The following is a 26,162-nucleotide window of genomic DNA, read 5'->3' as shown; positions in this document are numbered from 1 at the left end:
ATCTTCATTTTTCGATGTCAACTAAGTTTTTCAATTTCTTTTTTGTCGTTTTCTGTGTTTCTGCATCAGCGACGTTTATTAATTTATCATATACTTACTCTTAACGTCAATACTTTTTAATAAAAAATTCTTTTTCTTACATAACGAATACATTCTTCCCTATTAGCAACTCTCCGAAATAAACAAAAAATGATTTTATACCTTTCTTCCATCGCCTTTTTTACAATGCTATGTATACGCTCATCTTCAAAATCAAATAAAAGTTCCTCTAGTTCTCTCTTCAGTATGTATTCCATTTCTTTTTTCTCTTCCTTCGTCAACATAATCCCAAGCAAATTATCACCCCAATAACTCCTTACGTGTACCGATAAACACCGCACTCATTTTCAATTATCAATAATGTATCATCAAAAAACAAAATTCTATCACTCATTATATCCACCACTTACGATGTTAATCCCTTGTTCTCTTTTTTAAATTTAAAGCATATATGTAACTGAAAAGGATTGGACAAAGGGGCGTAATATTATGTTTTTCTTTTTTATTACGAGTAAAAGGACATTTAAACACATTAGCTTAATAGTCGTACTTTCCTTATTTACAGCATGGCTACTCTTTTTAAAAACATATTCACATGAATCTGCTTTTTCAACTGCTACCGGCCCTAAAGTGATTTACAAAGGGGACACTGCAAAAAAACAAGTTGCATTCACGTTTGACATTAGTTGGGGAGACCAAAAAGCTATTCCAATCCTTAATACACTCAAAGAAAGAGAAATTAAGAATGCAACCTTCTTTCTCTCTGCTGCATGGGCTGAAAGACACCCTGATATTGTCGAACGCATCATGAAAGATGGACATGAGATTGGTAGTATGGGTTATAATTACACGTCCTACACTTCACTAGAAGCAACTGAAATACGACGAGATCTTTTACGGGCACAAGATGTTTTTACAAAACTTGGCGTAAAACAAGTCAAGCTATTACGTCCACCTAGTGGCGACTTTAACAAAACGACTCTTAAAATAGCGGAATCACTCGGATACACCATCGTTCATTGGAGTAACAATTCAAATGACTGGAAAAATCCCGGCGTAAATAAAATCGTTTCCACCGTCTCTAGCAATTTAAAGGGTGGAGATATTGTCTTATTACATGCTTCTGATTCTGCCCTTCAAACAAATAAGGCTTTACCATTACTCTTACAAAAATTAAAGAGCGACGGATATGAACAAACATCTGTATCACAACTTATTTCCAACACAAGTACAAAAAGCGAAGATATTAAGTAATTCCTTTCCACACGGTTCTTCACACATAAAAAGCTCTGCTATCTTTCGTTAAGATAGCAGAGCTTTTTTTATCCTAGTGTTTACAGACGATAAGAATCTGGTTAATTAAAAACCCATTCTCTTCTCATTAAACTGACTTACTCTTTTGTCCAATTAAACGATGCAATACAAGTAACTGATATGCATTACATAATAGAAGTGGTATCACCATTAAATATAACCAATCTGTATCATTAATCCGGAGCGCTGGTACCCATTCAAGAATTGTTACAACAACCATAAAGAACAAAGCGGGAACAAATGCTTTTTTATTCGTTTCTTTACTCTTTATGTAAGCGACAATTGCCCCAAACACAAATAACATCCCAGCAACAAGTATGTTATTCCCTAACGAAACTTCCCCATTTGCAATAAGTACTGACCTTAAATAAACGAAATCAAACAATACGAACGCAATAAAGAACAGTTGCACTGCATTCCATAAAGAAGATGACCGAAACATCCCTAACCCAAAACGATGAATCGTTAAATATGCAAAGAACCCCATTTGACTTATAACACTAAAAATAAATCCTACGCCCATCAACCAAAAAGAAACTGCTAGAATCTCCTTTCCGTCAAAATTTTGAAAAAATTTAACGTACTTGTCCCACTCTAAAACAAAACCAATAAAGACTGTGCTAATCCCACCAAGAAACAACGTCGTAAAAAATAGTCGTACCCACTTGCGGCTATTCACAACACATCCCCCATTATTCTTATATTTCTAATTGAATTGTATCAATGACAATTTCAAAAAGCTAGCCATGTTAATGTATAAATTCCTTAAAGAGATTTATATTAAAAAAAGAGAACTTTGCTGAAAGGAGCTCCAACTTATGAAACGGATGCTGCTCGTTTTGATTTCTTCTTTTCTATTTATAGCACTAGTGGCATGTGCACAAGAAAAAGAAGCAAAATCCGAACTTGATTATGATCAAACAAAAAAAATGATTGTTGATATTTTAAAAACCGACCAAGGAAAAAAGGCGATCCAAGATGTATTAACTGATGAAAAAATGAAACAAGCCCTCATACTAGATGAAACAGTAGTAAAGAAAACGATTGAAGATGCGATGGTATCTGAAAAAGGGCAACAATTCTGGGAAAAGCTCTTTAAAGACCCTGAGTTCTCATCGAAATTTGCTAAAAGTATGGGAAAAGAACAAACGAACTTAATGAAAACTTTACTAAAAGATCCTGAATACCAATCAGGTGTTATAGAGATTATGAAAAATCCTGAAGTAGAGAAAATTATGTTACAAACAATGAAGAGTAAAGAATATCGTCAATATTTACAGCAAGTACTAACCGAAACTGCCGAAAGTCCAATCTTCCAAGCTAAGATGATTGACATCATTAGTAAAGGTGTACAAAAAGCCGAAAAAGGTGGGTCTGATAAGAAAGGCGCAGGTGGTGAAGGTGGTTCTCAAGATGGGAACAAAGAACAACAATAAAAATTATAGTAATGAGCGGACAATGTATATATTGTCCACTCATTACTACTTTATTTTTGTGTAACAGCTGTTTTATCAATAACTGTCTCAGCTATCGTACGATAAATAAGACCCGTTGTATGTGTATCTTCATATACTGACGGCGCAAAGTCCTCTTTATTCCAATCAGGTTGTTGAAGTGGAATTCGGCCAAGTACATCCGTTTGGAGTTCCGTAGCTAGTTTATCTCCTCCACCTCTTCCAAACACATACTCTTTTTCACCAGTTGCTTTACTTTCAAAATACGCCATATTTTCAACAACACCAAGAATACTATGTTCTGTACGTAAAGCCATGGCTCCAGCGCGCGCTGCTACAAATGCCGCTGTTGGATGCGGCGTTGTTACAATAATCTCTTTACAAGCCGGCAACATCGAATGCACATCTAAAGCAACATCACCCGTACCTGGTGGTAGATCCAATACTAAGTAATCTAAATCACCCCATTCTACTTCTGTGAAAAAGTGATTTAACATTTTCCCAAGCATCGGTCCTCTCCAAATAACAGGTGCGTTATCTTCTACAAAGAATCCCATTGAGATTACTTTCACACCTAGACGCTCCACTGGTATTATCTTATCACCTCTTACAATTGGGCGTTTTTCTATACCCATCATATCCGGTACACTAAAACCATAAATATCCGCATCAATGATACCAACCTTTTTTCCTAAACGAGCTAAAGCAATTGCAAGGTTAACTGAAACAGTCGATTTCCCTACTCCACCTTTTCCACTTGCTACTGCTAAAAATGTTGTATTTGAGTTCGGTGATAATAAGGATTCACTTTTCTCTTCCTCTTGCGTTGGTGCAAACTGAGCTAATTCCTCTTCTGTAAATTCTGCAAAACGAAGTCCAACTGTTGTTGCTCCAAGTTCTTTTACTAACTTTACAATTCCAGACTGCAACTGCATTTGTTCCGCTGTACCTGTCTTTACAATTGCAATTTTAACACTTACATGTTCCTTCTCAGGCTTGACTGTTACCTCTTTAATTGCATTTGTTTCTTTTAACGTTTTATGTATAAACGGATCTACAATCCCTTCCAATGCTTCCACTACCTGCTCTTTTGTTACCATAATTAGCCCAGCCCCCTGTATGAAAAATAACGTAATGTTAATTAAATTTATCTCTCTTTATTTTTGAAATAAATGCGTTTACATTTCCAGTATAACATATTTTCGGAAAACTTCGTTAACGAGAGAAACTCGAAAAATCCTCCTTATTCTGGAGGATTTCCTTTTTCCGTAAAATAACGTAATATACCACGATATATTGCAGCCGCTACTTTTTGCTGGTATTTCTCCGAATTTAACATATATCTTTCATTCACGTTCGATAAAAAGCCAGCCTCAATTAAAGCACCTGGTTTTTTGGCATACTTCAATAAATACACGTGAGGAATTGTTTTAGCAGAACGATTCGTATTTTCTAAGCTTGTTCTCAATTCAGCTTGTATAAATTTCGCAGCCCGTTCGTTTTCAATCGAAGAACGGTAGTAGAACGTTTGTGCGCCCTTAGATCCACTACTAGTTAGGGCATTTAAATGAATACTCGCAAAAAAGTCTACATCAGGCTTATTAATGATCTCAACACGCTTTTTTAAATCCTCTGCTTTACGTCTACTATATGACTTTGTATCTTTATTAGCTAAATCATAATCTCCTTCACGCGTTAAAATAACTAAAGCACCTTGTTCTTGTAAATAATCTTGTACCTTTTTTGTAATCTCAAGCGTAATATCTTTTTCTACAATATCCTTTCCACCAACAGCCCCTCCGTCTGGCCCACCATGCCCAGCATCTAGTACAATCACTTTCCCTGATAAGGGTAAATTCCAAGCTCGCCACGATTTTGTAATTTGAAATTCTTGTTTAACTAAAAAAAACAAAACAACCGCAGCGAGCGCAAAAGAGATAATTCGAATTCTCTTCATACCTTTCCTCCTCCAGCTAGTCCCTCTAATTACTTATATGGGACAAGAGGAAAGTTTATGCTTGTCTTAGTGTAGCTTTAATCGATATCTTCTTTCGCCTTTTTCATACCCTTCCTGCCACCACAAGCCGATAAACTGCTGGCAAGATTCAAAAAGCAATTCCTCGTCTTGCAACTTAATTTCACGTATAGTCATACTCGTTAAAAATTGAAATAACGTTTCAGTTAATTGTTGTTCTTCTTCTAAAGCCCTATATTTCACATCAAAGAATGATTCACCATGATAACCAAATTTACTGTATCTCGCTCCTAATAAATAAGATTCTATCCCTAGTTCAATACAATAATCTTCATACTGACGATGAAGTTCTTGCATCTGAAAGGCATCACGAATATTTGAACGCAATGTTTTTAATGATAATTCTCGCAGCATTTTCCGCTCGTATTTTAACTGCTTTTCTTTTTGTTTTTCTTGTAAGCTGACAATGACATTCATAGTACTTATAAACCTCCCTAATACGTATTAGTCTAAGCTTCTAAAGAAGAAGCATACGCAGGACGATAGCACTAAAATATTCCAAGCTAAAAAAATTACAAAAGAAGAATTAAACATAAAAAAACCCCAACCAAAATGGTTGGGGTTTGAAGTTCACAAAAATTAACGTTTTGAGAACTGAGGTGCACGACGTGCGCCTTTAAGACCGTATTTTTTACGCTCTTTCATACGTGCGTCACGAGTTAATAGACCTGCACGTTTTAATGTTAGACGGTATTCTGGATCAGCTTTTAATAAAGCGCGAGAAATACCGTGACGAATAGCACCAGCTTGACCAGTGTATCCACCACCATTTACGTTTACAAGTACATTGTAGTTACCTAAAGTTTCTGTTGCAACTAGAGGTTGTTTCACTACTTCACGTAATGCAGCAAATGGGATATAGTTTTCAAAATCACGACCGTTAATAATAACGCGTCCTTCGCCTGGAACTAGGCGTACGCGCGCTACTGAACTCTTACGACGTCCAGTGCCATAGTATTGAACCTGTGCCAAAGTAAGCCCTCCTTTAATTAATTATCCGCGAAGTTCGTAAACTTCTGGTTGTTGTGCTTGGTGTGGATGCTCTGCTCCAGCATACACGTTTAATTTCTTAGACACTTGACGTCCTAAACGTCCTTTTGGAAGCATGCCTTTAATTGCAAGCTCTAACATTTGTACAGGGTAGTTTGTACGCATTTCTAGAGCTGTTCTTTGCTTAAGTCCACCTGGGTGGTTAGTGTGACGGTAGTAAATTTTATCGTTTAATTTATTACCTGTTAAATGAATTTTCTCAGCGTTAATAATAATTACATGATCACCCGTGTCAACGTGTGGTGTAAATGTAGGTTTGTGTTTACCACGTAAAATGGATGCTACTTCAGTAGATAGGCGACCTAAAGTTTGACCTTCAGCATCAACCACATACCATTTACGCTCAACTTCGTTAGCTTTTGCCATAAAAGTCGTACGCATGTGTTTCCCTCCTCGTTATCTTTTCCATAGAAAAAATCTATTGTTTATCTTAAACACGATTTCCTTCCGGGGCTAATCGTGGTTTTAGAAACAATACCATATGTTATGATATACTTTTGAGTTTCTAATGTCAAGCAAATGTTACACCAGGATTAGTTGTTATAGTTTACCTGCCATAAGTAAAGTCCATGACCTGGAGCCATCTTTCCAGCAAACTGGCGATTTTGTTTCGCTAAAATCTCTGGAATACTATCAGAATCAAGCTTTCCTTGGCCTACGCTAAGTAACGTACCAACAATAATTCTGACCATATTATATAAAAATCCATTACCTACAAAGCGAAAAATTAATTCATCGTCTTGCTCAATTAATTCGATTTCATAAATTGTTCGCACTTTATCTTTTTTGTCAGTTTTTGCCGAACAAAAAGAAGTAAAGTCATGCGTTCCAATAAAATAAGGAATCGCTTTTCTTATAGAGTTTATTTCGAGCGGATATGGATATTGATATACGTAATTTCTACGGAATACATCTGCAGTCTTTGATAATAATACACGATAGCGATATTCTTTTTTCTCGACACCGTAACGTGCATGAAATTCTTCTGTTTTCTTCTCTACCTGCCTGATAATAATATCATCTGGCAACATTGTATTTAAAGCATTACTCCATTGCCACTCTTCAAGAGACAAAGGTGTATCAAAGTGTATCACTTGTCCTTTGGCGTGAACGGTAGAATCCGTTCTGCCTGATGCCTGCACACGAACAAGTTCTCCTTTATGCAACTTCTGCAATGCTTTCTCTATTTCTTGTTGAACAGTACGATGCTGTGGTTGAATTTGGTAACCACAAAAATGAATGCCATCATATGCAACTGTACATTTTATTCTTTCCATTTCTCTATTCTCCATTACGACCGCACCCATGCCAAAATACAAGCTAAACAAAGTAAGCTTACAATTGTTACTGTATCACTTATTTTCCAGCGTAGTTGCCTAAATTTAGTACGTCCTTCGCCACTTTTATATCCACGAGATTCCATCGCAATCGCTAAGTCCTCTGCACGCTTAAAAGCACTGATAAATAGTGGAACGAGTAGTGAGATAATAGCTTTCATCCTATCTTTTATCGGTCCTCCAGCAAAATCAATACCACGTGACGCCTGCGCTTTCATAATTTTACTCGTTTCATCCATTAATGTGGGGATAAATCGAAGAGAAATTGACATCATTAATGCGATTTCATGAACAGGAACTTTCATACGCTTCAACGGCTTTAATAACGTCTCTAAACCATCTGTAATCTCAATTGGTGTCGTTGTTAACGTTAATAATGTCGTCATTAAAATAATAACGAAAAATCGTATAGAAATGTAGATCCCTTGCTCTAATCCTTTTTCATGTATCGAAAACCAACCAAGCTGGAATAGTACTTCCCCTTCTTTATTTGTAAAAATATGCAGGAAAAATGTAAAAAGAAAAATCCATAAAATTGGTTTTAAGCCCGAAAGTACATAACGAATCGGCACTTTTGCAAAAAATAAAGCAATGAGTGCATATAAAAATAAAAATCCATATGAAATCGCATTATTTGCTAAGAAAACAACAAATACATATAAAAAGACAATCAACAGCTTCGTACGAGGATCAAGTTGATGAATGAGTGACTGACCTGGAATGTATCTCCCAATAATCAACTGCTGCATGATTCATGACCACCTTTTCGTAACACCTGCACAACTTCATGAGTAAGATCCTCTAAAGATAAGGTAGCCTTCGAAATTGAAATACCAAACTTCTCTTCAATTGCACGTTTATACTTTAAAGACATTGGAAGATCCACACCGATTTGTTCTAATTCATCAGCATGTGAAAATACTTCCTCTGCTCTTCCTTGCAAAAAGACCGTTCCTTTATGCATGACCACTATTTGATCTGCATACTTAGCGGCATCCTCCATATTATGGGTAACAAGAATGACTGTAAGCCCCTGCTCCTTATGCAAATTGTAAAACATCTCCATGAGCTCGTGCTGTCCTTTCGGATCAAGCCCTGCTGTAGGTTCATCTAATACAAGCACTTCGGGTTCCATCGCAAGTACACCTGCGATTGCAACACGCCTCATTTGCCCACCGCTTAATTCAAACGGAGAACGTGCTAATAACTCTATGTCCAATCCAACAAGCTGGATTGCATCTTTCGCCTTTTGTTTCGCCTCTTCTTCAGATACACCAAAATTAGTAGGCCCAAAACAAATGTCCTTTTCAACTGTTTCTTCAAATAGTTGATGTTCTGGAAACTGAAAGACAACCCCTACTTTTTTTCGTAGCGGCTTAAGTTTCTTCTCTTTCTTCCCTGCTGAAATTAAATGTTCACCAATTTGAACCGTACCATTTGTCGGCTGCAATAAACCATTTAAATGTTGAATCATCGTCGACTTACCTGAACCAGTATGACCGATAATGGCATAATAGCCCCCACTTGGAAACGACACGTCTACATCATAAAGTGCGCGTCTTTCAAATGGAGTTTTATATTGATAACGATGTTCTACTTTTTGGAATGTAATCTCCAAAGTTCGTTCACCAAGCTTTCCATTGTAAGATGCGTATTTTGCAAGTGAATTTCATTTCTTTTTAATAATTCTGCTATTTTCACCGAAAAAGGTACATCTAATCCAATCTCTTGGAGCATATGAGAGGATTTGAAAATTTTCTCTGGAGTACCTTCCTCTAATATTTCTCCCTTGTTCAAAATAATAATACGGTCTGACTGTGCCGCTTCTTCTAAATCGTGCGTAATCGATAACACCGTAATACCCTTTTGATTAACAAGTTGTCTGACCGTTTCTACTACTTCACGTCTCCCCTGAGGGTCTAACATTGAAGTTGCTTCATCTAGTATTAAAATAGATGGCTGAAGTGCTAGAACACCCGCTATTGCGACTCGCTGCTTTTGTCCACCAGATAACGAATGGGGTTCTTCATTTAAAAAATCTTCCATACGGACAAGTTGCAGAGCTTGTTCTAGTCTTTCTATCATCTGCTCCCTTGGCATTCCGATGTTCTCTAGGCCGAATACAACGTCATCTTGTACTGTCGTTCCAACAAATTGATTATCTGGATTTTGAAATACCATCCCAATTTGCTTTCGAACATCCCATACTGTTTCCTCTGATAAAATCATTGTATCATTTAAAGTAATTGTCCCTGATTCCGGTAAAAATAAGCCATTCAATAATTTTGCAAGTGTAGACTTCCCTGAACCATTTTGTCCAATAACAGATACCCATTCTCCTTCATATAAGGAAAACGAAACATCTTTTAATGCATAAGAGGCTGCCCCAGGATATTGAAATGATATATTTTCTGTCCGAAGTTTCTCTTTTTTCAATACAAGGCACCCTTTCTTCCGCCAAGTTAGCCTATTTTTTTATACTTAAAAAAAAAGGGCCATGACCAGTTACTTGAAAAGAACTGTCCTGCCCTTTTAATCATCATTATACTAACTCGATAATTACCATTGGTGCTGCGTCTCCGCGACGTGGACCAATTTTTGCAATACGAGTGTATCCGCCTTGGCGCTCAGCATAGCGTGGAGCTACATCAGCGAATAATTTTTGAAGTGCATCTTGACCAGTCTCAGCGTTAGCAACCTCATTACGGATGAAAGCTGCTGCTTGACGACGAGCATGAAGATCTCCGCGTTTACCTAAAGTGATCATTTTTTCCACTACAGAACGAAGTTCTTTTGCACGAGTTTCTGTCGTTTGGATGCGCTCGTTGATAATTAAATCAGTAGCTAAATCACGTAACATAGCTTTACGTTGCGCACTTGTACGGCCTAATTTTCTGTATGCCATTCGTAGTTCCCTCCTTTGTTGATGGGTTTAAATCCTCAGTCGTCTTTACGTAAACCTAAACCTAATTCCTCAAGTTTATGTTTAACTTCTTCTAGGGATTTACGTCCTAAGTTACGAACTTTCATCATATCTTCTTCTGTTTTGTTCGCAAGCTCTTGTACAGTATTAATTCCTGCACGTTTTAGGCAATTATAAGAACGAACAGAAAGATCTAGTTCTTCGATAGTCATCTCAAGAACTTTTTCTTTTTGATCTTCTTCCTTCTCGACCATAATCTCAGCATTTTGTGCTTCGTCAGTTAAACCAACAAAGATATTTAAATGCTCAGTTAAGATTTTGGCACCTAAAGAGATAGCTTCTTTTGGCCCGATGCTTCCATCCGTCCATACATCAAGCGTAAGCTTATCATAATTAGCCACTTGTCCGACACGTGTCTTTTCCACTTGGTAAGTCACACGTGATACTGGAGTATAAATAGAATCAATAGGAATTACTCCTATTGGTTGATCTTCGCTTTTATTTGCAACAGCTGGCGTATACCCACGGCCACGCTTTGCAGTTAAACGCATGCGGAAATGCGCATTTTTTGCTAACGTTGCAATGTGTAAATCTGGATTTAAGATTTCAACATCACTATCGTGAGTAATATCAGCAGCTGTGACAATACCTTCGCCCTGTACATCGATTTCCAACGTCTTCTCTTCTTCAGAGTAGATTTTAAGAGCTAACTTTTTCAAGTTTAAGATCATCGTAGTAACATCCTCTACTACGCCCTCTACTGTTGAAAATTCGTGTAAAACGCCATCGATTTGGATAGCAGTTACAGCGGCACCAGGGAGTGAGGATAAAAGAATACGACGTAAGGAGTTACCCAAAGTAGTACCATATCCACGCTCAAGCGGTTCAATCACGAATTTGCCATACTTAGCATCTTCGTTAAGTTCAACCGTTTCGATTTTCGGTTTTTCGATTTCAATCATTAACTAAACCCTCCTTCAAAACGTCGAAACCCCGGTTAAACAAAGGAAAAACCTCTGTTTAACCGAAAGTCCCCCTTAGGCAGTTCCCGATTGTGCACAACAAGCGATGTTTCTGTACGAAATTTCTCGATAATGCATCATATCCATTATAGACAAAAGGGAAAATTCTATACAGAAAAATTACACACGACGACGTTTTGGTGGACGACATCCATTATGAGGAACTGGAGTAACATCTCTAATTGCTGTTACTTCTAGACCTGCCGCTTGAAGAGCACGAATTGCAGCTTCACGACCAGCACCAGGACCTTTAACAGTAACCTCTAAAGTTTTTAAACCATGCTCCATTGCAACTTTAGAAGCAGCTTCAGCAGCCATTTGCGCAGCGAATGGAGTAGATTTACGAGATCCACGGAAACCAAGTGCACCAGCACTAGACCAAGAAAGTGCGTTACCGTGAGTATCTGTAAGTGTTACGATTGTGTTGTTGAAAGTAGAACGAATATGAGCTATACCAGCTTCAATATTCTTTTTCACACGTTTTTTACGAGTGTTTGTTTTACGTGCCATTGTTAGTTCAACCTCCTTTACTTATTATTTCTTTTTATTTGCTACTGTACGACGTGGACCTTTACGTGTACGAGCATTGTTTTTAGAGTTTTGACCACGAACTGGTAAACCACGACGGTGACGAAGACCACGGTAAGAACCGATCTCCATTAGACGTTTAATGTTAAGAGATACTTCACGACGAAGGTCTCCCTCAACTTTAATACGATCGATGATATCACGGATACGTCCTAATTCATCTTCCGATAAATCACGAACTCGTGCTTCCGAAGAAATACCAGCTTCTGTAAGAATTTTTTCAGCAGTTGGGCGACCAATGCCGAATACGTAAGTTAAAGAAATAACAACGCGCTTGTCACGAGGAATATCTACACCTGCGATACGTGCCATTATGAATGCACCTCCTTCTGATTAACCTTGTTTTTGTTTATGTTTAGGGTTTTCACAAATAACCATTACTTTTCCACGTCTACGAATAACTTTACATTTTTCGCAGATTGGTTTAACTGACGGTCTTACTTTCATGTCTCGAACCTCCTTAAAGATTACGGAGTGCTATATTATTTAAAACGGTACGTAATACGACCACGATTTAAATCGTACGGAGATAATTCTACCGTAACTTTGTCTCCTGGTAAAATACGAATAAAGTTCATACGGATTTTACCAGAAACGTGAGCCAATACGACATGCCCATTCTCTAATTCTACTTTGAACATAGCATTTGGCAACGTTTCAAGAACGGTACCTTCGACTTCAATTACATCATCTTTAGCCATTCAATAGTTCTCCCTTCTTCAAATCAGTAACATTTTACACTGCTCTGAAATCCCGGAGAGCCAGCTACTTATAAAGTGGTAAGGATTTCGTATCCTGCTTCTGTAAGAGCAATCGTGTGCTCAAAGTGGGCACACCATTTACCATCTACCGTTACCACTGTCCAGTCATCAGATAGTGTTTTTACATATCGTCTTCCTTGATTCACCATCGGCTCAACACAGATGACCATTCCCGGCTTTAATCTAGGGCCTCTATTTGGTGGACCATAGTGCGGGATTTGAGGGTCCTCATGTAAGTCTTGCCCGATTCCGTGACCAACATACTCCCTAACGATCGAGAATCCATTCTCTTCAGCATGGGTTTGAACCGCATGTGAGATATTTGATAATCTTTCGCCTGGTTTTACTTGTTCTAGACCAAGATACAACGATTTTTCTGTGACATCAAGTAACTTTTGAACAGATTCAGAAATGTTTCCAACTGGATATGTCCATGCAGAATCTCCATGGTACCCATTGTATTTCGCACCAATATCGATACTGATGATATCGCCCTCTTCGAGCTTACGCTTCCCTGGAATCCCGTGTACAAGCTCTTCATTTACAGAAGCACATATGCTCCCCGGAAATCCGTTATATCCTTTAAAAGATGGCGTAGCACCATATTTTCGAATCGTCTTTTCCGCTATTTGATTGAGCTCTTTCGTTGTAATTCCTGGAGTAATATGTTGTTTCAACTCTTGATGAGTTAAAGCAACGATCCTGCCAGCTTCTCGCATGATTTCTATCTCGCGAGGAGTTTTGCAGATGATCATTACGCTAAGCACCCGATGAGAACATCGATATCAGCAAATACTTTATTGATATCTTGCTCACCATTAATGCTTTCTAAGTAACCAAGCTCCCCGTAGAAATCAAGCAAAGGTTTTGTTTGCTTAATATTTACATCTAAACGATTTGCTACAGTTTCCTCGTTGTCATCAGAGCGTTGATATAATTCGCCACCACATTTATCGCACACATCAGCTTTTGCTGGCGGATTGAATTCTAAGTGGTAAGTCGCACCGCACTCTTTACAAATGCGACGACCTGTAAGGCGTGTTAATAACAACCCTGAATCCACATTAATGTTTAAAACATAATCGATTTTTTTGCCAAGATCTTTCATAATCTCTTCAAGAGCTGATGCTTGTGCAACAGTTCGTGGGAAACCATCTAATAAGAATCCTTTAATACAGTCTTCTTGACTTAAACGTTCACGAACAATTCCGATTGTAACTTCATCTGGAACAAGCGCACCTTTATCAATAAAAGATTTTGCTTGTAAACCAAGTTCAGTTTCAGCCTTCATAGCTGCACGGAACATATCTCCCGTTGAGATGTGAGGGATGTTATACTTGGCAACAATCTGTTCGGCTTGTGTACCTTTACCAGCACCAGGAAGCCCCATTAAAATTAAGTTCATCCTTGTTCCCCCTCAGTACATGAGCATGTAGGGAAGATAATTCTTCCCACTTACTCACTGCTTGATAAACCCTTTGTAATGGCGTTTTACTAATTGGCTTTCTAGCTGCTTCATTGTTTCTAAAGCAACGCCGACAACGATTAACATACTCGTTCCGCCAATCTGTGCAGATGGAGGAAGATTTCCCAATTTCGTAAAGATAACTGGTAAGATTGCAATCGCTGCTAGGAAAATTGATCCCACAAAGGTCAAACGATACAAGATTTTTGTTAGATATTGTTCTGTATTCTTACCCGGACGAATACCTGGAACATATCCACCTTGCTTGTTTAGATTCTCTGACATTTGCTCTGGATTAACCTGAACAAATGCATAGAAGTATGTGAAGGCCACAATGAGCGCAACATATATGATCATTCCCACTGGGTGAGAATAGTTAAAGTTTGCAATAATCCACTGCGATACATCATGTTTCGGGAAGAACTGTGCAATAGTTGGAGGCGTAATTAAGAATGAAACAGCAAAAATGACTGGAATAACACCCGCACTATTTACCTTAAGTGGTAAATGAGTGTTTTGTGCTCCAGCATGATTCCCATTCCCTCCTGTTACACGCTTCGCGTATTGAATTGGGATCTTTCTAACAGCCTGTTGAATGAAAATAACACCAACAATAACTGCTAGCACAGCTAGTAAAATCAATGCAACTTTAACGATACTCATGAACAATTGATCTCCGATATTTTGAAACTGTTGTTGATACACTTGAGATATAACACTTGGGATCGCTGCGGCAATACCACCAAAGATAAGAATGGAAATACCATTACCTACACCTTTAGATGTAATCTGTTCACCTAACCACATTAAAAATGCAGTACCAGCAGTCAGTACCGTAGCAATGTATAAATAAGTGCTCCAACCTGGATTCAAAATTAATTGCCCACCTACCATACCGTTAAAACCGATTGACATACCAAACCCCTGAATAAACGCAAGAACAATTGTAAAGTAACGCGTGAATTGCGTTAGTTTACGACGGCCCATTTCGCCTTGCTTCGACCATTCCGAAAATTTAGGAACAACATCCATCTGCAATAATTGCACGATGATGGATGCTGTAATATACGGCATGATTCCCATCGCGAAGATGGAGAAGTTCTTCAAGGCGCCACCGCCAAATGTATTTAGGATACCTAAGGCATTTAATTGATCTTGTGCTTTCAGTACGTCTCCATTTGTAAATGGCACTGGGATAAACGTGCCAATTCTGAATACGACTAACATCGCTAAAGTGAATAATATTTTACGTCTTATCTCAGCAACGCGCATAAAGTTGGAGATTGTACGAAACATTAGATCACCTCAACTGATCCGCCAGCTGCTTCAATTGCTTCTTTAGCACTTGAAGAGAACTTGTGCGCTTTAACAGTTAATTTTTTCTCTACTGCTCCGCTTGCAAGAATTTTAACACCGTCGTTTAATTTGCTGATAACGCCAGTTTCCAGCAATAATTCAGGTGTTACTTCTGTACCATCTTCAAAACGATTTAACGTTGATAAGTTTACAATAGTAAACTCTTTACGGTTAATGTTTGTGAAGCCGCGTTTTGGTAAACGACGGAATAGTGGAGTTTGACCACCTTCGAAGCCAAGACGAACACCGCCGCCAGAACGTGCGTTTTGTCCTTTATGACCTCTACCAGCAGTTTTACCGTTACCAGAACCGATACCACGACCGACACGGTTACGTACTTTACGAGAACCTTCTGCAGGTTTTAATTCATGAAGTTTCATTCCCAGGCACCTCCTTATATTAATGAGTTATCCTTAAGCTTCTTTTACAGTTATAAGGTGAGAAACTTTGTTGATCATACCAAGAATAGCAGGAGTTTCTTCCTTAACTACAGTTGAATTCAACTTTTTAAGACCTAAAGCTTCTACCGTCGCACGTTGATCTTGTGGACGACCAATTACACTACGAGTGAGGGTAATTTCTAACTTTTTCGCCATTTGTTTTCCCTCCTTAACCTAGTAGCTCTTCTACAGATTTACCGCGTAATTTTGCAACATCTTCAGCGCGCTTAAGTTCGCTTAATCCGTTCACAGTAGCGCGAATCATGTTGATTGGTGTGTTAGTACCAAGAGATTTCGAAAGAATATCTTGTACACCAGCTAATTCTAGTACCGCACGAACAGGTCCACCAGCAATAACACCAGTACCCTCAGCAGCAGGTTTTAAGAATACTTCACCAGCTCCAAAATGACCGTTGATTGTGTGTGGAATTGTTGTACCAACTAATGGTACTGCGATTAGGTTTTTCTTAGCGTCTTCGATAGCTTTACGGATTGCGTCTGGTACCTCTTGTGCTTTACCAGTACCGAATCCAACATGACCGTTTTTATCGCCAACTACAACTAGTGCAGCAAAGCGGAAACGACGACCACCCTTAACAACTTTCGCGACACGATTTATCGTAACTACACGTTCTTCAAGTTCTAATTTACTTGGGTCAATGCGTTGCATCAATTTTCCCTCCTTTGACCATTAAAATTGTAATCCAGCCTCACGAGCAGCTTCAGCTAGAGCTTTAACACGGCCATGGTATAAGTAACCACCGCGATCAAATACTACTTCTTTAACGCCTTTCTCTACAGCACGCTTAGCAACTGATTCTCCAACTTTCGTAGCAGCTTCAGTATTGCTAGTACCGTTAAGAGCAAGGTCTTTATCAAGAGTAGATGCACTTACTAATGTTACACCATTTACATCATCAATAACTTGAGCGTAAATATGTTGGTTAGAACGGTACACGTTTAAACGTGGACGTTCTGCAGTACCAGTAAGTTTAGCACGTACACGTGCATGTCTTTTCTTACGAGTCGCATTTTTAGCAGCTTTAGTGATCATTCTTGTCACTCCTTTCTTTCACCTAACGGGTTTACTTAGCAGTTTTACCTTCTTTACGACGAACAACTTCGCCTTCGTAACGAATACCTTTACCTTTATATGGTTCAGGAGCACGTACAGCACGGATGTTAGCAGCAAATTCGCCAACACGTTGCTTGTCGATACCTTTAATTACGATTTTAGTTGGTACAGGTACTTCAACTTCAAGTCCTGCTTCTGGAGTCATTTCTACTGGATGAGAATAACCTACGCTTAAAACAAGTTTATCACCTTGTTTTTGAGCACGGTAACCAACACCGACTAATTCAAGTCCGCGTGCAAAACCTGTAGTTACACCTTCAACCATGTTTCCGATTAAAGCACGAGTTGTACCGTGTAATGCACGGTGTTCCTTCTGTTCAGATGGACGCTCAACTGTTAGTGTATTTTCTTCAATTTTGATAGACATATCAGTTTTGAAAGTACGAGTTAATTCACCTTTAGGGCCTTTTACTGTTACAGTATTGTCTTCTGCAACTGTAATAGTAACACCTGCAGGGATTTCAAGAATCTTTTTACCAATACGAGACATGTGGTCACACCTCCGTTCGTTTTAAATATATATTACCAAACGTATGCTACTACTTCTCCACCAGTTTGTAATTGACGAGCGTCTTTGTCCGTCATTACTCCCTTAGATGTAGAAACAAGAGCGATACCTAATCCGTTAAGTACACGAGGTACTTCATCAGCTTTTGCGTAAACGCGTAAGCCAGGTTTACTGATACGTTTTAATCCAGTGATTACACGTTCATTGTTTGCACCATATTTCAGGAAAATACGAAGGATACCTTGTTTGTTATCCCCGATGTATTCTACATCACGAATGAAACCTTCACGTTTTAAAAGATCAGCGATCTCTTTTTTGATTTTAGAAGCAGGAACCTCTAATTTCTCATGACGTACCATGTTCGCATTACGGATGCGAGTAAGCATGTCTGCAATTGGATCTGTCATCACCATGTGTTTTACCTCCTTCCCATTTGTGGGTTTTACCAACTAGCTTTTTTAACACCAGGAATTTGACCTTTATATGCAAGTTCACGGAAACAAATACGGCAAAGCTTAAATTTGCGGTATACAGAATGCGGACGACCGCAGCGTTCGCAACGTGTATACTCTTGTACTTTAAACTTAGGAGTACGCTTTTGTTTCGCGATCATAGATTTTTTAGCCACGTTTTCGCCTCCTCTACTTAGCGTTGGCTTCCATTATTTTTGGAATGGCATACCGAATTGTGTTAAAAGTTCACGAGCTTCTTCATCAGTTTTCGCTGTAGTAACGATTACGATGTCCATACCTCGGACTTTACTTACTTTATCATAATCAATCTCAGGAAAAATTAGTTGCTCTTTAACACCTAATGTGTAGTTCCCACGACCATCAAATGATTTCTTAGAAACACCACGGAAATCACGTACACGTGGTAAAGAAACTGATACTAATTTGTCGAAGAACTCATACATTTGCTGACCGCGTAAAGTTACTTTCGCACCGATTGGCATACCTTCACGAAGACGGAAACCAGCGATTGATTTTTTAGCGCGAGTTACAACAGGTTTTTGACCTGCGATTTGAGTTAATTCTTCTACTGCATTGTCTAAAGCTTTTGAGTTAGATACCGCGTCACCAACACCAGTGTTGATTACGATCTTTTCGATTTTCGGTACTTCCATCACAGATTTATAGTTAAACTTGCTCATTAGAGCAGGAGTAATTTCCTTTTGGAACTTCTCTTTAAGGCGATTCAATGAAGTGACCTCCTTTCTTAAGAAAATTATTTATCTAATAATTCACCAGATTTTTTTGCAATACGCACTTTTTTACCATCTTCTACTTTGAAGCCTACGCGAGTAGGTTCGCCTGTTTTCGGATCTAATACCATAACATTAGAAACGTGAATAGGTGCTTCTTTCGTAATAATTCCACCTTGTGGATTTAATTGAGATGGCTTAGAGTGTTTTTTAACGATGTTAACACCCTCAACGATAACACGGTTTTGCTTTGGGAAAGCCACAAGGATAACACCTTGTTTTCCTTTGTCTTTACCAGTGATTACCTGAACTTTATCACCTTTTTTTACATGCATCTTAATTCTGCACCTCCTTAGCAAGGCAATACCTTAAATTATAGAACTTCTGGAGCTAAAGAAACGATCTTCATGAAGTTGCTATCACGTAATTCACGAGCTACTGGTCCGAAGATACGAGTACCACGTGGGCTCTTATCGTCTTTGATGATAACCGCTGCGTTTTCATCAAATTTAATGTAAGAACCGTCCGGACGACGAGCTCCGCTCTTCGTACGTACCACTACTGCCTTAACAACGTCACCTTTTTTAACAACGCCACCTGGTGTTGCTTGTTTTACCGTAGCAACGATAATATCACCAATATAAGCATATTTACGACCAGAGCCGCCTAATACTTTAATTGTTAAAAGTTCGCGGGCACCAGAGTTGTCAGCAACTTTCAAACGAGATTCTTGTTGGATCATGTTATGAAACCTCCCTTCGGACTAAAAATTCCGATTCGTCTATTTAGATAACAACCGCTTCTTCAACGATTTCAACTAAACGGAAACGCTTAGTAGCAGAAAGCGGGCGAGTTTCCATGATTTTAACGATATCGCCAAGTTTCGCTTGGTTTTGCTCATCATGGGCTTTATACTTTTTAGAATACTTAACACGTTTTCCGTACAAGGAATGAGTTTTGTAAGTTTCAACTAAAACTGTAATCGTTTTGTCCATTTTGTCAGAAACAACACGACCAGTATAAACTTTGCGTTGGTTACGTTCGCTCACTATGCAAACCTCCCCTCAATTTATCGATTAATTCCGATCTCTCTTTCACAAACTACAGTTTTCATACGAGCAATCGCTTTACGTACTTCACGGATGCGAGTTGGATTCTCTAATTGTCCTGTAGCAAGTTGGAAGCGAAGATTAAACAACTCTTCCTTTAAAGCTTTAACTTTTGTTTCGATTTCGGCAGTGGTTAATTCACGAATATCATTAGTTTTCATTAGATTCACCACCATTTACTTCACGTTTTACGAATTTACATTTCACTGGTAATTTGTGAGCTGCAAGACGTAATGCTTCGCGTGCTACCTCTTCAGATACACCCGCAATTTCAAACATAATTTTCCCAGGTTTTACTACTGCTACCCAGCCTTCTGGTGCCCCTTTACCGGAACCCATACGTACTTCTAGAGGTTTTGCAGTGTAAGGTTTAGAAGGGAAAATTTTAATCCATACTTTACCGCCACGTTTCATGTGACGAGTCATTGCACGACGAGCAGCTTCGATTTGACGGTTTGTAATCCATGAAGCAGCTAGTGCTTGTAAACCGAATTCACCAAAAGCGATTTCAGTTCCACCTTTTGCACGACCACGCATTTTACCACGATGCTCTCTACGATATTTTACGCGTTTAGGCATTAACATATTATTTTCCTCCTTCCTCAGAAGCTTTCTTTTTTGTAGGAAGGACTTCTCCACGGTAGATCCATACTTTTACGCCTAATTTACCGTATGTTGTATCAGCTTCAACTGCTGCATAGTCAATATCAGCGCGAAGTGTATGAAGTGGAACAGTTCCTTCACTGTAAGATTCTGCACGAGCGATATCAGCTCCGCCAAGACGACCAGAAACCTGTGTTTTAATACCTTTTGCTCCTGCACGCATAGCACGTTGAATAACTTGCTTTTGTGCACGACGGAATGATACACGGTTTTCTAATTGACGAGCGATGTTTTCGCCTACTAATTTAGCGTTAAGATCAGCTCTCTTAACTTCTAAAATGTTGATGTGTACACGCTTGCCTGTTAATTGGTTAAGAGCTTTACGAAGTGCTTCAACTTCAGTACCACCTTTACCAATTACCATACCAGGTTTCGCAGTGTGAATTGTAACATTTACACGATTTGCTGCACGTTCGATTTCTACTTTAGCAACAGCAGAATCTTTTAAGCGTACAGTAATGTACTCACGGATTTTGATGTCTTCATGTAATAACGTAGCATAATCTTTCTCAGCGAACCAACGAGATTCCCAGTCGCGGATAATACCGACACGAAGACCAATTGGATTAACCTTCTGACCCATCGATTATCCCTCCTTCTTTTCTGATACCACAACTGTGATGTGGCTTGTGCGTTTGTTAATTTGGCTTGCACGACCCATTGCACGTGGACGGAAACGTTTCAACGTTGGACCTTCGTCAACGAAGACTTTTTCAACAACTAGGTTGTTAATATCCATCTCATAATTGTGCTCTGCATTTGCGATTGCAGATTTTAAAACTTTTTCTACAACTGGAGAAGCAGTTTTTGGTGTGTGGTTAAGGATAGCAATCGCTTCACCCACTTGCTTACCTCGGATTAAGTCTACTACTAAACGAACCTTACGAGGAGCAATACGAACTGTTCTCACTACTGCTTTAGCTTGCATTGAAGTGCCTCCTCTCATTATCTTCTAGTTTTCTTATCGTCAGCAAGGTGACCTTTATACGTACGAGTTGGTGCGAATTCACCTAACTTATGGCCAACCATATCCTCAGTGATGTACACAGGTACGTGTTTACGACCATCATATACAGCAATTGTATGTCCGATGAACTGAGGGAAGATTGTTGAACGGCGAGACCAAGTTTTAACAACTTGTTTTTGCTCAGATGCAACTAATTTTTCCATTTTGTTCATTAAGTGATCATCGACAAATGGTCCTTTTTTTAAGCTACGAGCCATTTTGGTGCCTCCCTTCGTGATTGGCGTACGGTTCTTGAAGCGAACCGTACTACAATCCCATTATTTTTTACGACGACGAACGATAAATTTATCAGACGCTTTGTTTTTCTTACGAGTCTTGAATCCAAGAGTTGGTTTACCCCATGGAGACATTGGAGACTTACGTCCGATTGGAGAGCGACCTTCACCACCACCGTGTGGGTGATCAACCGGGTTCATTACAGAACCACGAACTGTTGGACGCTTACCTAACCAGCGAGAGCGACCTGCTTTACCGATTTTGATAAGTTCGTGTTGTTCGTTACCAACTTGACCGATTGAAGCGCGACAAGCAGATAATACTAAACGTACTTCACCAGAAGTTAAACGTACAAGTACGTATTTTCCTTCTTTACCAAGTACTTGAGCAGATGTACCAGCAGAACGAACTAATTGTCCGCCACGACCAGGCTTAAGCTCGATGTTATGAACAACAGTACCTACTGGAATGTTGATTAATGGTAATGCGTTACCGATTTTAATGTCAGCTTCAGGGCCAGACACAACTTCCATACCTACTTCTAAAGTTTTAGGAGCAAGAATGTAACGTTTTTCACCGTCAACGTAATTAATTAATGCGATATTCGCAGAGCGGTTTGGATCATATTCGATCGTAGCAACGCGTCCTGGAATTCCATCTTTGTTACGCTTAAAGTCGATGATACGGTATTGACGCTTATGTCCGCCACCTTGATGACGTACAGTAATTTTACCTTGGTTATTACGACCAGCCTTTTTGCTTAAAGGAGCAAGTAAAGACTTTTCCGGTCTGTCGGTCGTGATTTCAGCGAAATCATTCGTAGTCATATTACGACGACCGTTAGTAGTTGGATTATACTTTTTAATTCCCATCTCAATTTCCCTCCTTCTTTAGTAAGAATTAAACGCCTTGGAAGATTTCGATTTCTTTGCTGTCAGCAGTTAGCTTAACGATTGCTTTACGACGACGGCTAGTAAAACCAGCGTGACGACCAACGCGTTTTGCTTTCGGCTTGTAGTTCATGATATTTACTTTGTCTACATTAACACCAAAGATCGCTTCTATCGCGTCTTTAACTTCTGTTTTATTAGATTTAACGTCCACGTCGAACGTGTATTTTTTTTCAGCCATCATTTCCATAGAACGTTCAGTGATAACTGGGCGCTTAATGATATCACGAGGATCTCTCATTATGCAAGCACCTCCTCTACTTTTTCCACTGCCGCTTTTGTCATGATTAGCTTATCATGATGAAGCACATCTAGCACGTTTACGCCATCAGCAGTGATTACTGTTACTCCTGGGATATTGCGAGCAGATAACTCTACAGATTCGTTTGCATCAGCAGTTACGATAAGAGCTTTCTTCTCAACAGTTAATCCTTTAAGTACTGCTACCATGTCTTTTGTTTTTGGTGCATTTAACACTAGGTCTTCAAGAACTACAATGTTGTTCTCAACTACTTTAGTAGCTAATGCAGATTTGATTGCTAAACGACGAACTTTCTTAGGAAGTTTGTACGCATAGCTTCTTGGTGTAGGTCCGAATACCGTACCACCACCACGCCATTGAGGAGAGCGGATAGAACCTTGACGAGCACGTCCAGTTCCTTTTTGACGCCATGGTTTACGACCACCACCGCGAACTTCAGAGCGAGTTTTTACTTTGTGTGTACCTTGACGTAAAGATGCACGTTGCATCATTACAGCTTCAAATAGTACAGCTTCATTTGGTTCGATACCGAAAATAGCTTCAGCTAATTCGATTTCACCAACCTGTGAACCAGTTTGGTTATATACAGTAACTTTTGGCATTGGAATTCCTCCTTCCTATTGTGAATTATTTGCTAACCTTCACAGCGCCTTGAACAACTACAAGAGATTTCTTAGCACCTGGAACGTTACCTTTTACTAGTAATAAGTTGCGCTCAGTGTCAACTTGAACGATTTCTAAGTTTTGGATAGTAACTTGGTCTCCACCCATACGTCCAGCAAGTTTTTTGCCTTTGAATACACGGTTCGGAGCAACTGGCCCCATTGAACCTGGACGACGGTGATAGCGAGAACCATGAGACATAGGTCCGCGAGATTGTCCGTGGCGTTTAATAACACCTTGGAAACCTTTACCTTTAGAAATTCCTGTTACGTCAACGATTTCACCTGCAGCGAAAACTTCAACTTTTACCTCTTGACCAACCTCTAATCCGTCCACGTCTGCATCGCGGATTTCGCGAATGAAGCGCTTAGGAGTTGTAGATGCTTTAGCAGTGTGGCCTTGTTCAGGTTTGTTAGTTAACTTTTCACGTTTATCTTCAAATCCTAACTGAATTGCGTTGTAGCCATCAGTTTCAGTTGTTTTCTTTTGAAGAACAACGTTTGGATTAGCAGCGATTACCGTTACTGGGATTAACTCACCGTTCTCAGCAAATACTTGAGTCATACCGATCTTTCTTCCTAAGATTCCTTTGGTCATGAGTTACACCTCCTACATTTTTAAGTTATATGAATTATAATTTGATTTCGATATCTACACCAGATGGTAAGTCTAAACGCATTAATGAATCTACTGTTTGTGGAGTAGGACTCACGATGTCGATTAAACGTTTGTGCGTGCGCATTTCGAATTGTTCACGAGAATCTTTGTACTTATGAACAGCACGAAGAATTGTGTAAATAGTCTTCTCAGTTGGTAATGGGATCGGACCAGAAACTGTTGCCCCAGAACGCTTAGCTGTTTCTACAATTTTCTCAGCTGATTGATCAAGAATACGGTGATCATAAGCTTTTAAACGGATACGAATTTTTTCTTTTGCCATTATTTTCCCTCCTTCGTTCGCCTATTTCTAAAATAGACCTTCTCCATGGAAATTTCCCCACACCATGCCATGGCAAAGCGGCCGGGTGTGTCAGCAACCTTCCACTTCATCGCAGTCAAAGACCAACATTGTCTATTATACAATGTTATTCGTCTAGATGCAAGCATCTTTTTGTTTGCATCTGCTTTTCTCTACTTTTGCTATTATACATGGCACTTTAAAGAATATCAAGTTTTCATCTACTCTTATTTAACTTACAGTTTTTGGGTGTCACTTTCGTTTTATATACTATAGAAGAAACTCATTCAAAAATAGAAAATGCATCTCTTTCTTCTATAGTAATAAGCAATAAAAAAACTCAAGGGAGAATCCCTTGAGTTTTTAATAATCTAATTAAAGACTACTCAGCAACGATTGTAGCAACTACACCGTAACCTACTGTACGTCCACCTTCACGAATAGAGAATTTAGTTCCCTCTTCGATAGCGATTGGAGCGATAAGTTCGATAGTCATTTCGATGTTGTCACCAGGCATTACCATTTCAGTACCTTCTGGTAATTGGATGATACCAGTTACGTCAGTTGTACGGAAGTAGAACTGTGGACGGTAGTTAGCGAAGAATGGAGTGTGACGTCCACCTTCTTCTTTAGATAATACGAAAACCTCAGCTTTGAATTTAGCGTGTGCTTTTACAGAGCCAGTTTTAGCAAGAACTTGTCCACGTTGGATGTCTTCACGAGCAACCCCACGAAGTAGAGCACCGATGTTATCTCCAGCTTGAGCTTGGTCAAGAAGCTTACGGAACATTTCTACACCAGTTACAGTTGTATTAGCATTCTCTTCAGCAAGACCGATGATTTCTACTACGTCACCAACTTTAACGATTCCACGCTCAACACGACCAGTTGCAACTGTACCACGACCTGTGATAGAGAATACATCCTCGATAGGCATTAAGAATGGTTTGTCAGTTTCACGTTCTGGAGTTGGGATGTAAGCATCAACTTCAGCCATTAATTCGATGATTTTTTCTTCCCACTCAGCTTCTCCTTGAAGAGCTTTAAGAGCAGAACCTTTAATTACAGGAATATCGTCGCCTGGGAATCCGTATTCAGATAATAGGTCGCGAACTTCCATTTCAACTAATTCTAATAATTCTTCGTCGTCTACCATGTCGCATTTGTTTAAGAATACAACGATGTAAGGAACACCTACTTGACGAGAAAGAAGGATGTGCTCACGTGTTTGAGGCATTGGACCATCAGCAGCAGATACTACTAAGATACCGCCGTCCATTTGAGCAGCACCAGTGATCATGTTTTTAACATAGTCAGCATGACCTGGGCAGTCAACGTGTGCATAGTGACGAGTTTCAGTTTCGTACTCAACGTGTGCAGTTGAGATTGTGATTCCGCGCTCTCTTTCTTCTGGAGCAGCGTCGATTTGATCGTATCCGCGTGCTTCAGCACCACCAGCTTTTGCAAGAACTGTAGTGATCGCAGCAGTTAATGTAGTTTTACCATGGTCAACGTGGCCGATTGTACCGATGTTAACATGGGGTTTAGAACGTTCGAATTTAGCTTTAGCCATTCTAAATTCCTCCTTAGTTTATATAGGTTATTTTATATTTAGACTAGAAAGTGAAACTTAAGTCTCACTTTCTAAGCTTACATAAGTAGTTATACTTGAACAATCGATAA

The 26,162-nt window shown here is 39.2% G+C and carries 44 protein-coding genes; 2 read left to right on the top strand and 42 right to left on the bottom strand.

Annotated features, from left to right (window positions below; all coding sequences use genetic code 11):
- Positions 1-116: 116 nt before the first annotated feature.
- Positions 117-335 (bottom strand): hypothetical protein, encoded by a 219-nt coding sequence (locus AB3X48_RS01655; protein ID WP_033710542.1) that lies wholly within the window; start codon positions 333-335, stop codon positions 117-119.
- A gap of 193 nt (positions 336-528) precedes the next feature.
- Between AB3X48_RS01655 and pdaB the strand changes: the two genes are divergently transcribed.
- Complete coding sequence (gene pdaB, locus AB3X48_RS01650; protein ID WP_016103305.1) at positions 529-1,293, top strand: polysaccharide deacetylase family sporulation protein PdaB; 765 nt, start codon at positions 529-531, stop codon at positions 1,291-1,293.
- A 127-nt stretch (positions 1,294-1,420) separates the two neighbouring features.
- Here the strand turns inward: pdaB and kbaA are convergent, their stop codons facing one another.
- A complete protein-coding gene (gene kbaA, locus AB3X48_RS01645; RefSeq protein WP_016103304.1) occupies positions 1,421-2,032 on the bottom strand; it encodes a KinB signaling pathway activation protein KbaA in 612 nt (203 codons plus the stop codon).
- Positions 2,033-2,171: 139 nt separating this feature from the next.
- Here kbaA and gerD point away from each other — a divergent pair, with 139 nt between their 5' ends.
- On the top strand, positions 2,172-2,789 hold the full coding sequence (gene gerD / locus AB3X48_RS01640) for a spore germination protein GerD (protein ID WP_016103303.1): 618 nt from the start codon (positions 2,172-2,174) through the stop codon (positions 2,787-2,789).
- A 50-nt stretch (positions 2,790-2,839) separates the two neighbouring features.
- Here gerD and salA read toward each other — a convergent pair whose 3' ends face one another.
- The 40 genes from salA to tuf form a co-directional block, all read right to left on the bottom strand.
- Positions 2,840-3,907 (bottom strand): iron-sulfur carrier protein/transcriptional regulator SalA, encoded by a 1,068-nt coding sequence (gene salA / locus AB3X48_RS01635; protein WP_002159599.1) that lies wholly within the window; start codon positions 3,905-3,907, stop codon positions 2,840-2,842.
- A 143-nt stretch (positions 3,908-4,050) separates the two neighbouring features.
- Entirely contained in the window at positions 4,051-4,764 is a 714-nt protein-coding gene (cwlD, locus tag AB3X48_RS01630) for an N-acetylmuramoyl-L-alanine amidase CwlD (RefSeq protein ID WP_002113331.1), read from the bottom strand.
- Between the two features lie 66 nt (positions 4,765-4,830).
- Entirely contained in the window at positions 4,831-5,259 is a 429-nt protein-coding gene (locus AB3X48_RS01625) for a DUF2521 family protein (protein ID WP_002113330.1), read from the bottom strand.
- A gap of 162 nt (positions 5,260-5,421) precedes the next feature.
- Positions 5,422-5,814: a 30S ribosomal protein S9 gene (rpsI, locus tag AB3X48_RS01620; protein WP_002009728.1), complete on the bottom strand. Its 393-nt coding sequence runs from the start codon at positions 5,812-5,814 to the stop codon at positions 5,422-5,424.
- A 21-nt stretch (positions 5,815-5,835) separates the two neighbouring features.
- Positions 5,836-6,273: a 50S ribosomal protein L13 gene (rplM, locus tag AB3X48_RS01615; RefSeq protein ID WP_002029337.1), complete on the bottom strand. Its 438-nt coding sequence runs from the start codon at positions 6,271-6,273 to the stop codon at positions 5,836-5,838.
- A gap of 152 nt (positions 6,274-6,425) precedes the next feature.
- The gene (gene truA, locus AB3X48_RS01610) at positions 6,426-7,169 is read right to left on the bottom strand and encodes a tRNA pseudouridine(38-40) synthase TruA (protein WP_088098627.1); all 744 of its coding nucleotides are present in this window, start codon (positions 7,167-7,169) and stop codon (positions 6,426-6,428) included.
- A 14-nt stretch (positions 7,170-7,183) separates the two neighbouring features.
- On the bottom strand, positions 7,184-7,978 hold the full coding sequence (locus tag AB3X48_RS01605; protein ID WP_002091546.1) for an energy-coupling factor transporter transmembrane component T family protein: 795 nt from the start codon (positions 7,976-7,978) through the stop codon (positions 7,184-7,186).
- Positions 7,966-8,847 (bottom strand): energy-coupling factor ABC transporter ATP-binding protein, encoded by an 882-nt coding sequence (locus tag AB3X48_RS01600; RefSeq protein ID WP_002113327.1) that lies wholly within the window; start codon positions 8,845-8,847, stop codon positions 7,966-7,968. The genes AB3X48_RS01605 and AB3X48_RS01600 overlap by 13 nt, the downstream gene beginning before the upstream one ends.
- The gene (locus tag AB3X48_RS01595) at positions 8,823-9,665 is read right to left on the bottom strand and encodes an energy-coupling factor ABC transporter ATP-binding protein (protein WP_002091544.1); all 843 of its coding nucleotides are present in this window, start codon (positions 9,663-9,665) and stop codon (positions 8,823-8,825) included. Before AB3X48_RS01595 ends, AB3X48_RS01600 begins: the two co-directional genes overlap by 25 nt.
- A gap of 106 nt (positions 9,666-9,771) precedes the next feature.
- Positions 9,772-10,134 (bottom strand): 50S ribosomal protein L17, encoded by a 363-nt coding sequence (rplQ, locus tag AB3X48_RS01590; protein WP_000331490.1) that lies wholly within the window; start codon positions 10,132-10,134, stop codon positions 9,772-9,774.
- Positions 10,135-10,169: 35 nt separating this feature from the next.
- Complete coding sequence (locus AB3X48_RS01585) at positions 10,170-11,114, bottom strand: DNA-directed RNA polymerase subunit alpha (RefSeq protein WP_002091540.1); 945 nt, start codon at positions 11,112-11,114, stop codon at positions 10,170-10,172.
- Between the two features lie 180 nt (positions 11,115-11,294).
- Positions 11,295-11,684: a 30S ribosomal protein S11 gene (rpsK, locus tag AB3X48_RS01580; protein WP_002009745.1), complete on the bottom strand. Its 390-nt coding sequence runs from the start codon at positions 11,682-11,684 to the stop codon at positions 11,295-11,297.
- 24 nt (positions 11,685-11,708) lie between these two features.
- Entirely contained in the window at positions 11,709-12,074 is a 366-nt protein-coding gene (rpsM, locus tag AB3X48_RS01575; RefSeq protein WP_002159602.1) for a 30S ribosomal protein S13, read from the bottom strand.
- Between the two features lie 21 nt (positions 12,075-12,095).
- A complete protein-coding gene (rpmJ, locus tag AB3X48_RS01570; RefSeq protein ID WP_000868344.1) occupies positions 12,096-12,209 on the bottom strand; it encodes a 50S ribosomal protein L36 in 114 nt (37 codons plus the stop codon).
- A gap of 35 nt (positions 12,210-12,244) precedes the next feature.
- The gene (gene infA, locus AB3X48_RS01565; RefSeq protein WP_001029884.1) at positions 12,245-12,463 is read right to left on the bottom strand and encodes a translation initiation factor IF-1; all 219 of its coding nucleotides are present in this window, start codon (positions 12,461-12,463) and stop codon (positions 12,245-12,247) included.
- 68 nt (positions 12,464-12,531) lie between these two features.
- Entirely contained in the window at positions 12,532-13,278 is a 747-nt protein-coding gene (gene map / locus AB3X48_RS01560) for a type I methionyl aminopeptidase (protein WP_002091537.1), read from the bottom strand.
- A complete protein-coding gene (locus AB3X48_RS01555) occupies positions 13,278-13,928 on the bottom strand; it encodes an adenylate kinase (protein WP_002091536.1) in 651 nt (216 codons plus the stop codon). The genes map and AB3X48_RS01555 overlap by 1 nt, the downstream gene beginning before the upstream one ends.
- Before the next feature lie 54 nt (positions 13,929-13,982).
- Positions 13,983-15,284 (bottom strand): preprotein translocase subunit SecY, encoded by a 1,302-nt coding sequence (gene secY, locus AB3X48_RS01550; protein WP_002091534.1) that lies wholly within the window; start codon positions 15,282-15,284, stop codon positions 13,983-13,985.
- Positions 15,284-15,724 (bottom strand): 50S ribosomal protein L15, encoded by a 441-nt coding sequence (gene rplO / locus AB3X48_RS01545; protein ID WP_002009754.1) that lies wholly within the window; start codon positions 15,722-15,724, stop codon positions 15,284-15,286. Before rplO ends, secY begins: the two co-directional genes overlap by 1 nt.
- A gap of 33 nt (positions 15,725-15,757) precedes the next feature.
- The gene (rpmD, locus tag AB3X48_RS01540; RefSeq protein WP_001085231.1) at positions 15,758-15,940 is read right to left on the bottom strand and encodes a 50S ribosomal protein L30; all 183 of its coding nucleotides are present in this window, start codon (positions 15,938-15,940) and stop codon (positions 15,758-15,760) included.
- 13 nt (positions 15,941-15,953) lie between these two features.
- Positions 15,954-16,454, bottom strand: coding sequence for a 30S ribosomal protein S5 (gene rpsE / locus AB3X48_RS01535; protein WP_002063426.1), 501 nt, complete (start codon positions 16,452-16,454; stop codon positions 15,954-15,956).
- 21 nt (positions 16,455-16,475) lie between these two features.
- Entirely contained in the window at positions 16,476-16,838 is a 363-nt protein-coding gene (gene rplR / locus AB3X48_RS01530) for a 50S ribosomal protein L18 (RefSeq protein ID WP_002009761.1), read from the bottom strand.
- Positions 16,839-16,869: 31 nt separating this feature from the next.
- Positions 16,870-17,409, bottom strand: coding sequence for a 50S ribosomal protein L6 (rplF, locus tag AB3X48_RS01525; protein WP_002063425.1), 540 nt, complete (start codon positions 17,407-17,409; stop codon positions 16,870-16,872).
- Between the two features lie 32 nt (positions 17,410-17,441).
- Positions 17,442-17,840, bottom strand: coding sequence for a 30S ribosomal protein S8 (gene rpsH / locus AB3X48_RS01520; protein WP_002091529.1), 399 nt, complete (start codon positions 17,838-17,840; stop codon positions 17,442-17,444).
- Positions 17,841-17,869: 29 nt separating this feature from the next.
- On the bottom strand, positions 17,870-18,055 hold the full coding sequence (gene rpsN / locus AB3X48_RS01515) for a 30S ribosomal protein S14 (RefSeq protein ID WP_001085700.1): 186 nt from the start codon (positions 18,053-18,055) through the stop codon (positions 17,870-17,872).
- Positions 18,056-18,088: 33 nt separating this feature from the next.
- Positions 18,089-18,628, bottom strand: a complete 540-nt coding sequence (rplE, locus tag AB3X48_RS01510; RefSeq protein WP_002091528.1) for a 50S ribosomal protein L5 — start codon at positions 18,626-18,628, stop codon at positions 18,089-18,091.
- 26 nt (positions 18,629-18,654) lie between these two features.
- Entirely contained in the window at positions 18,655-18,966 is a 312-nt protein-coding gene (rplX, locus tag AB3X48_RS01505; protein WP_000558201.1) for a 50S ribosomal protein L24, read from the bottom strand.
- A 38-nt stretch (positions 18,967-19,004) separates the two neighbouring features.
- Complete coding sequence (gene rplN, locus AB3X48_RS01500; RefSeq protein ID WP_002063420.1) at positions 19,005-19,373, bottom strand: 50S ribosomal protein L14; 369 nt, start codon at positions 19,371-19,373, stop codon at positions 19,005-19,007.
- 43 nt (positions 19,374-19,416) lie between these two features.
- Positions 19,417-19,680, bottom strand: a complete 264-nt coding sequence (gene rpsQ, locus AB3X48_RS01495; RefSeq protein ID WP_002091526.1) for a 30S ribosomal protein S17 — start codon at positions 19,678-19,680, stop codon at positions 19,417-19,419.
- 20 nt (positions 19,681-19,700) lie between these two features.
- Positions 19,701-19,901, bottom strand: coding sequence for a 50S ribosomal protein L29 (gene rpmC / locus AB3X48_RS01490; RefSeq protein WP_002091523.1), 201 nt, complete (start codon positions 19,899-19,901; stop codon positions 19,701-19,703).
- The gene (gene rplP / locus AB3X48_RS01485; protein WP_002159603.1) at positions 19,891-20,325 is read right to left on the bottom strand and encodes a 50S ribosomal protein L16; all 435 of its coding nucleotides are present in this window, start codon (positions 20,323-20,325) and stop codon (positions 19,891-19,893) included. Before rplP ends, rpmC begins: the two co-directional genes overlap by 11 nt.
- A 1-nt stretch (position 20,326) precedes the next feature.
- Positions 20,327-20,986, bottom strand: coding sequence for a 30S ribosomal protein S3 (gene rpsC / locus AB3X48_RS01480; RefSeq protein WP_002009771.1), 660 nt, complete (start codon positions 20,984-20,986; stop codon positions 20,327-20,329).
- Between the two features lie 3 nt (positions 20,987-20,989).
- Complete coding sequence (rplV, locus tag AB3X48_RS01475) at positions 20,990-21,331, bottom strand: 50S ribosomal protein L22 (protein WP_002009773.1); 342 nt, start codon at positions 21,329-21,331, stop codon at positions 20,990-20,992.
- 17 nt (positions 21,332-21,348) lie between these two features.
- Positions 21,349-21,627, bottom strand: coding sequence for a 30S ribosomal protein S19 (gene rpsS / locus AB3X48_RS01470; protein WP_000124452.1), 279 nt, complete (start codon positions 21,625-21,627; stop codon positions 21,349-21,351).
- Between the two features lie 60 nt (positions 21,628-21,687).
- Positions 21,688-22,518 carry a 50S ribosomal protein L2 gene (gene rplB / locus AB3X48_RS01465; RefSeq protein WP_002159604.1) on the bottom strand — a complete coding sequence of 277 codons (831 nt, stop codon included), beginning with the start codon at positions 22,516-22,518 and terminating at the stop codon, positions 21,688-21,690.
- A 28-nt stretch (positions 22,519-22,546) separates the two neighbouring features.
- A complete protein-coding gene (gene rplW, locus AB3X48_RS01460; RefSeq protein ID WP_001205557.1) occupies positions 22,547-22,837 on the bottom strand; it encodes a 50S ribosomal protein L23 in 291 nt (96 codons plus the stop codon).
- Positions 22,837-23,460 (bottom strand): 50S ribosomal protein L4, encoded by a 624-nt coding sequence (gene rplD, locus AB3X48_RS01455; RefSeq protein WP_001127261.1) that lies wholly within the window; start codon positions 23,458-23,460, stop codon positions 22,837-22,839. The genes rplW and rplD overlap by 1 nt, the downstream gene beginning before the upstream one ends.
- A 25-nt stretch (positions 23,461-23,485) precedes the next feature.
- A complete protein-coding gene (gene rplC, locus AB3X48_RS01450) occupies positions 23,486-24,118 on the bottom strand; it encodes a 50S ribosomal protein L3 (protein WP_000160209.1) in 633 nt (210 codons plus the stop codon).
- A gap of 34 nt (positions 24,119-24,152) precedes the next feature.
- A complete protein-coding gene (rpsJ, locus tag AB3X48_RS01445) occupies positions 24,153-24,461 on the bottom strand; it encodes a 30S ribosomal protein S10 (RefSeq protein ID WP_001040595.1) in 309 nt (102 codons plus the stop codon).
- A 400-nt stretch (positions 24,462-24,861) separates the two neighbouring features.
- Complete coding sequence (tuf, locus tag AB3X48_RS01440) at positions 24,862-26,052, bottom strand: elongation factor Tu (RefSeq protein ID WP_002159605.1); 1,191 nt, start codon at positions 26,050-26,052, stop codon at positions 24,862-24,864.
- Positions 26,053-26,162 lie beyond the last annotated feature (110 nt).

The organism is Bacillus sp. S4, assembly GCF_040838205.1.
Classification (GTDB): domain Bacteria; phylum Bacillota; class Bacilli; order Bacillales; family Bacillaceae_G; genus Bacillus_A; species Bacillus_A cereus_U.
This window is presented reverse-complemented; position numbering and strand designations above follow the sequence as displayed.

Excerpts from the sequence above, each read along its gene's own strand:
- pdaB (WP_016103305.1), top strand. The coding sequence starts at position 529 with ATGTTTTTCTTTTTTATTACGAGTAAAAGGACATTTAAACACATTAGC.
- gerD (WP_016103303.1), top strand. The coding sequence starts at position 2,172 with ATGAAACGGATGCTGCTCGTTTTGATTTCTTCTTTTCTATTTATAGCA.
- salA (WP_002159599.1), bottom strand. The coding sequence starts at position 3,907 with ATGGTAACAAAAGAGCAGGTAGTGGAAGCATTGGAAGGGATTGTAGAT.
- cwlD (WP_002113331.1), bottom strand. The coding sequence starts at position 4,764 with ATGAAGAGAATTCGAATTATCTCTTTTGCGCTCGCTGCGGTTGTTTTG.
- AB3X48_RS01625 (WP_002113330.1), bottom strand. The coding sequence starts at position 5,259 with ATGAATGTCATTGTCAGCTTACAAGAAAAACAAAAAGAAAAGCAGTTA.
- rplM (WP_002029337.1), bottom strand. The coding sequence starts at position 6,273 with ATGCGTACGACTTTTATGGCAAAAGCTAACGAAGTTGAGCGTAAATGG.
- truA (WP_088098627.1), bottom strand. The coding sequence starts at position 7,169 with ATGGAAAGAATAAAATGTACAGTTGCATATGATGGCATTCATTTTTGT.
- AB3X48_RS01605 (WP_002091546.1), bottom strand. The coding sequence starts at position 7,978 with ATGCAGCAGTTGATTATTGGGAGATACATTCCAGGTCAGTCACTCATT.
- rplQ (WP_000331490.1), bottom strand. The coding sequence starts at position 10,134 with ATGGCATACAGAAAATTAGGCCGTACAAGTGCGCAACGTAAAGCTATG.
- AB3X48_RS01585 (WP_002091540.1), bottom strand. The coding sequence starts at position 11,114 with ATGATTGAAATCGAAAAACCGAAAATCGAAACGGTTGAACTTAACGAA.
- rpsK (WP_002009745.1), bottom strand. The coding sequence starts at position 11,684 with ATGGCACGTAAAACAAACACTCGTAAAAAACGTGTGAAAAAGAATATT.
- rpsM (WP_002159602.1), bottom strand. The coding sequence starts at position 12,074 with ATGGCACGTATCGCAGGTGTAGATATTCCTCGTGACAAGCGCGTTGTT.
- rpmJ (WP_000868344.1), bottom strand. The coding sequence starts at position 12,209 with ATGAAAGTAAGACCGTCAGTTAAACCAATCTGCGAAAAATGTAAAGTT.
- infA (WP_001029884.1), bottom strand. The coding sequence starts at position 12,463 with ATGGCTAAAGATGATGTAATTGAAGTCGAAGGTACCGTTCTTGAAACG.
- map (WP_002091537.1), bottom strand. The coding sequence starts at position 13,278 with ATGATCATCTGCAAAACTCCTCGCGAGATAGAAATCATGCGAGAAGCT.
- AB3X48_RS01555 (WP_002091536.1), bottom strand. The coding sequence starts at position 13,928 with ATGAACTTAATTTTAATGGGGCTTCCTGGTGCTGGTAAAGGTACACAA.
- secY (WP_002091534.1), bottom strand. The coding sequence starts at position 15,284 with ATGTTTCGTACAATCTCCAACTTTATGCGCGTTGCTGAGATAAGACGT.
- rplO (WP_002009754.1), bottom strand. The coding sequence starts at position 15,724 with ATGAAACTTCATGAATTAAAACCTGCAGAAGGTTCTCGTAAAGTACGT.
- rpmD (WP_001085231.1), bottom strand. The coding sequence starts at position 15,940 with ATGGCGAAAAAGTTAGAAATTACCCTCACTCGTAGTGTAATTGGTCGT.
- rpsE (WP_002063426.1), bottom strand. The coding sequence starts at position 16,454 with ATGCAACGCATTGACCCAAGTAAATTAGAACTTGAAGAACGTGTAGTT.
- rplR (WP_002009761.1), bottom strand. The coding sequence starts at position 16,838 with ATGATCACTAAAGCTGCTAAAAATGCGACTCGTAAGAAAAGACATGCA.
- rplF (WP_002063425.1), bottom strand. The coding sequence starts at position 17,409 with ATGTCTCGTATTGGTAAAAAGATTCTTGAAATCCCTGCAGGTGTTACT.
- rpsH (WP_002091529.1), bottom strand. The coding sequence starts at position 17,840 with ATGGTGATGACAGATCCAATTGCAGACATGCTTACTCGCATCCGTAAT.
- rplX (WP_000558201.1), bottom strand. The coding sequence starts at position 18,966 with ATGCATGTAAAAAAAGGTGATAAAGTTCAGGTAATCACTGGTAAAGAC.
- rplN (WP_002063420.1), bottom strand. The coding sequence starts at position 19,373 with ATGATCCAACAAGAATCTCGTTTGAAAGTTGCTGACAACTCTGGTGCC.
- rpmC (WP_002091523.1), bottom strand. The coding sequence starts at position 19,901 with ATGAAAACTAATGATATTCGTGAATTAACCACTGCCGAAATCGAAACA.
- rplP (WP_002159603.1), bottom strand. The coding sequence starts at position 20,325 with ATGTTAATGCCTAAACGCGTAAAATATCGTAGAGAGCATCGTGGTAAA.
- rpsC (WP_002009771.1), bottom strand. The coding sequence starts at position 20,986 with ATGGGTCAGAAGGTTAATCCAATTGGTCTTCGTGTCGGTATTATCCGC.
- rplV (WP_002009773.1), bottom strand. The coding sequence starts at position 21,331 with ATGCAAGCTAAAGCAGTAGTGAGAACAGTTCGTATTGCTCCTCGTAAG.
- rpsS (WP_000124452.1), bottom strand. The coding sequence starts at position 21,627 with ATGGCTCGTAGCTTAAAAAAAGGACCATTTGTCGATGATCACTTAATG.
- rplB (WP_002159604.1), bottom strand. The coding sequence starts at position 22,518 with ATGGGAATTAAAAAGTATAATCCAACTACTAACGGTCGTCGTAATATG.
- rplW (WP_001205557.1), bottom strand. The coding sequence starts at position 22,837 with ATGAGAGATCCTCGTGATATCATTAAGCGCCCAGTTATCACTGAACGT.
- rplD (WP_001127261.1), bottom strand. The coding sequence starts at position 23,460 with ATGCCAAAAGTTACTGTATATAACCAAACTGGTTCACAGGTTGGTGAA.
- rplC (WP_000160209.1), bottom strand. The coding sequence starts at position 24,118 with ATGACCAAAGGAATCTTAGGAAGAAAGATCGGTATGACTCAAGTATTT.
- rpsJ (WP_001040595.1), bottom strand. The coding sequence starts at position 24,461 with ATGGCAAAAGAAAAAATTCGTATCCGTTTAAAAGCTTATGATCACCGT.
- tuf (WP_002159605.1), bottom strand. The coding sequence starts at position 26,052 with ATGGCTAAAGCTAAATTCGAACGTTCTAAACCCCATGTTAACATCGGT.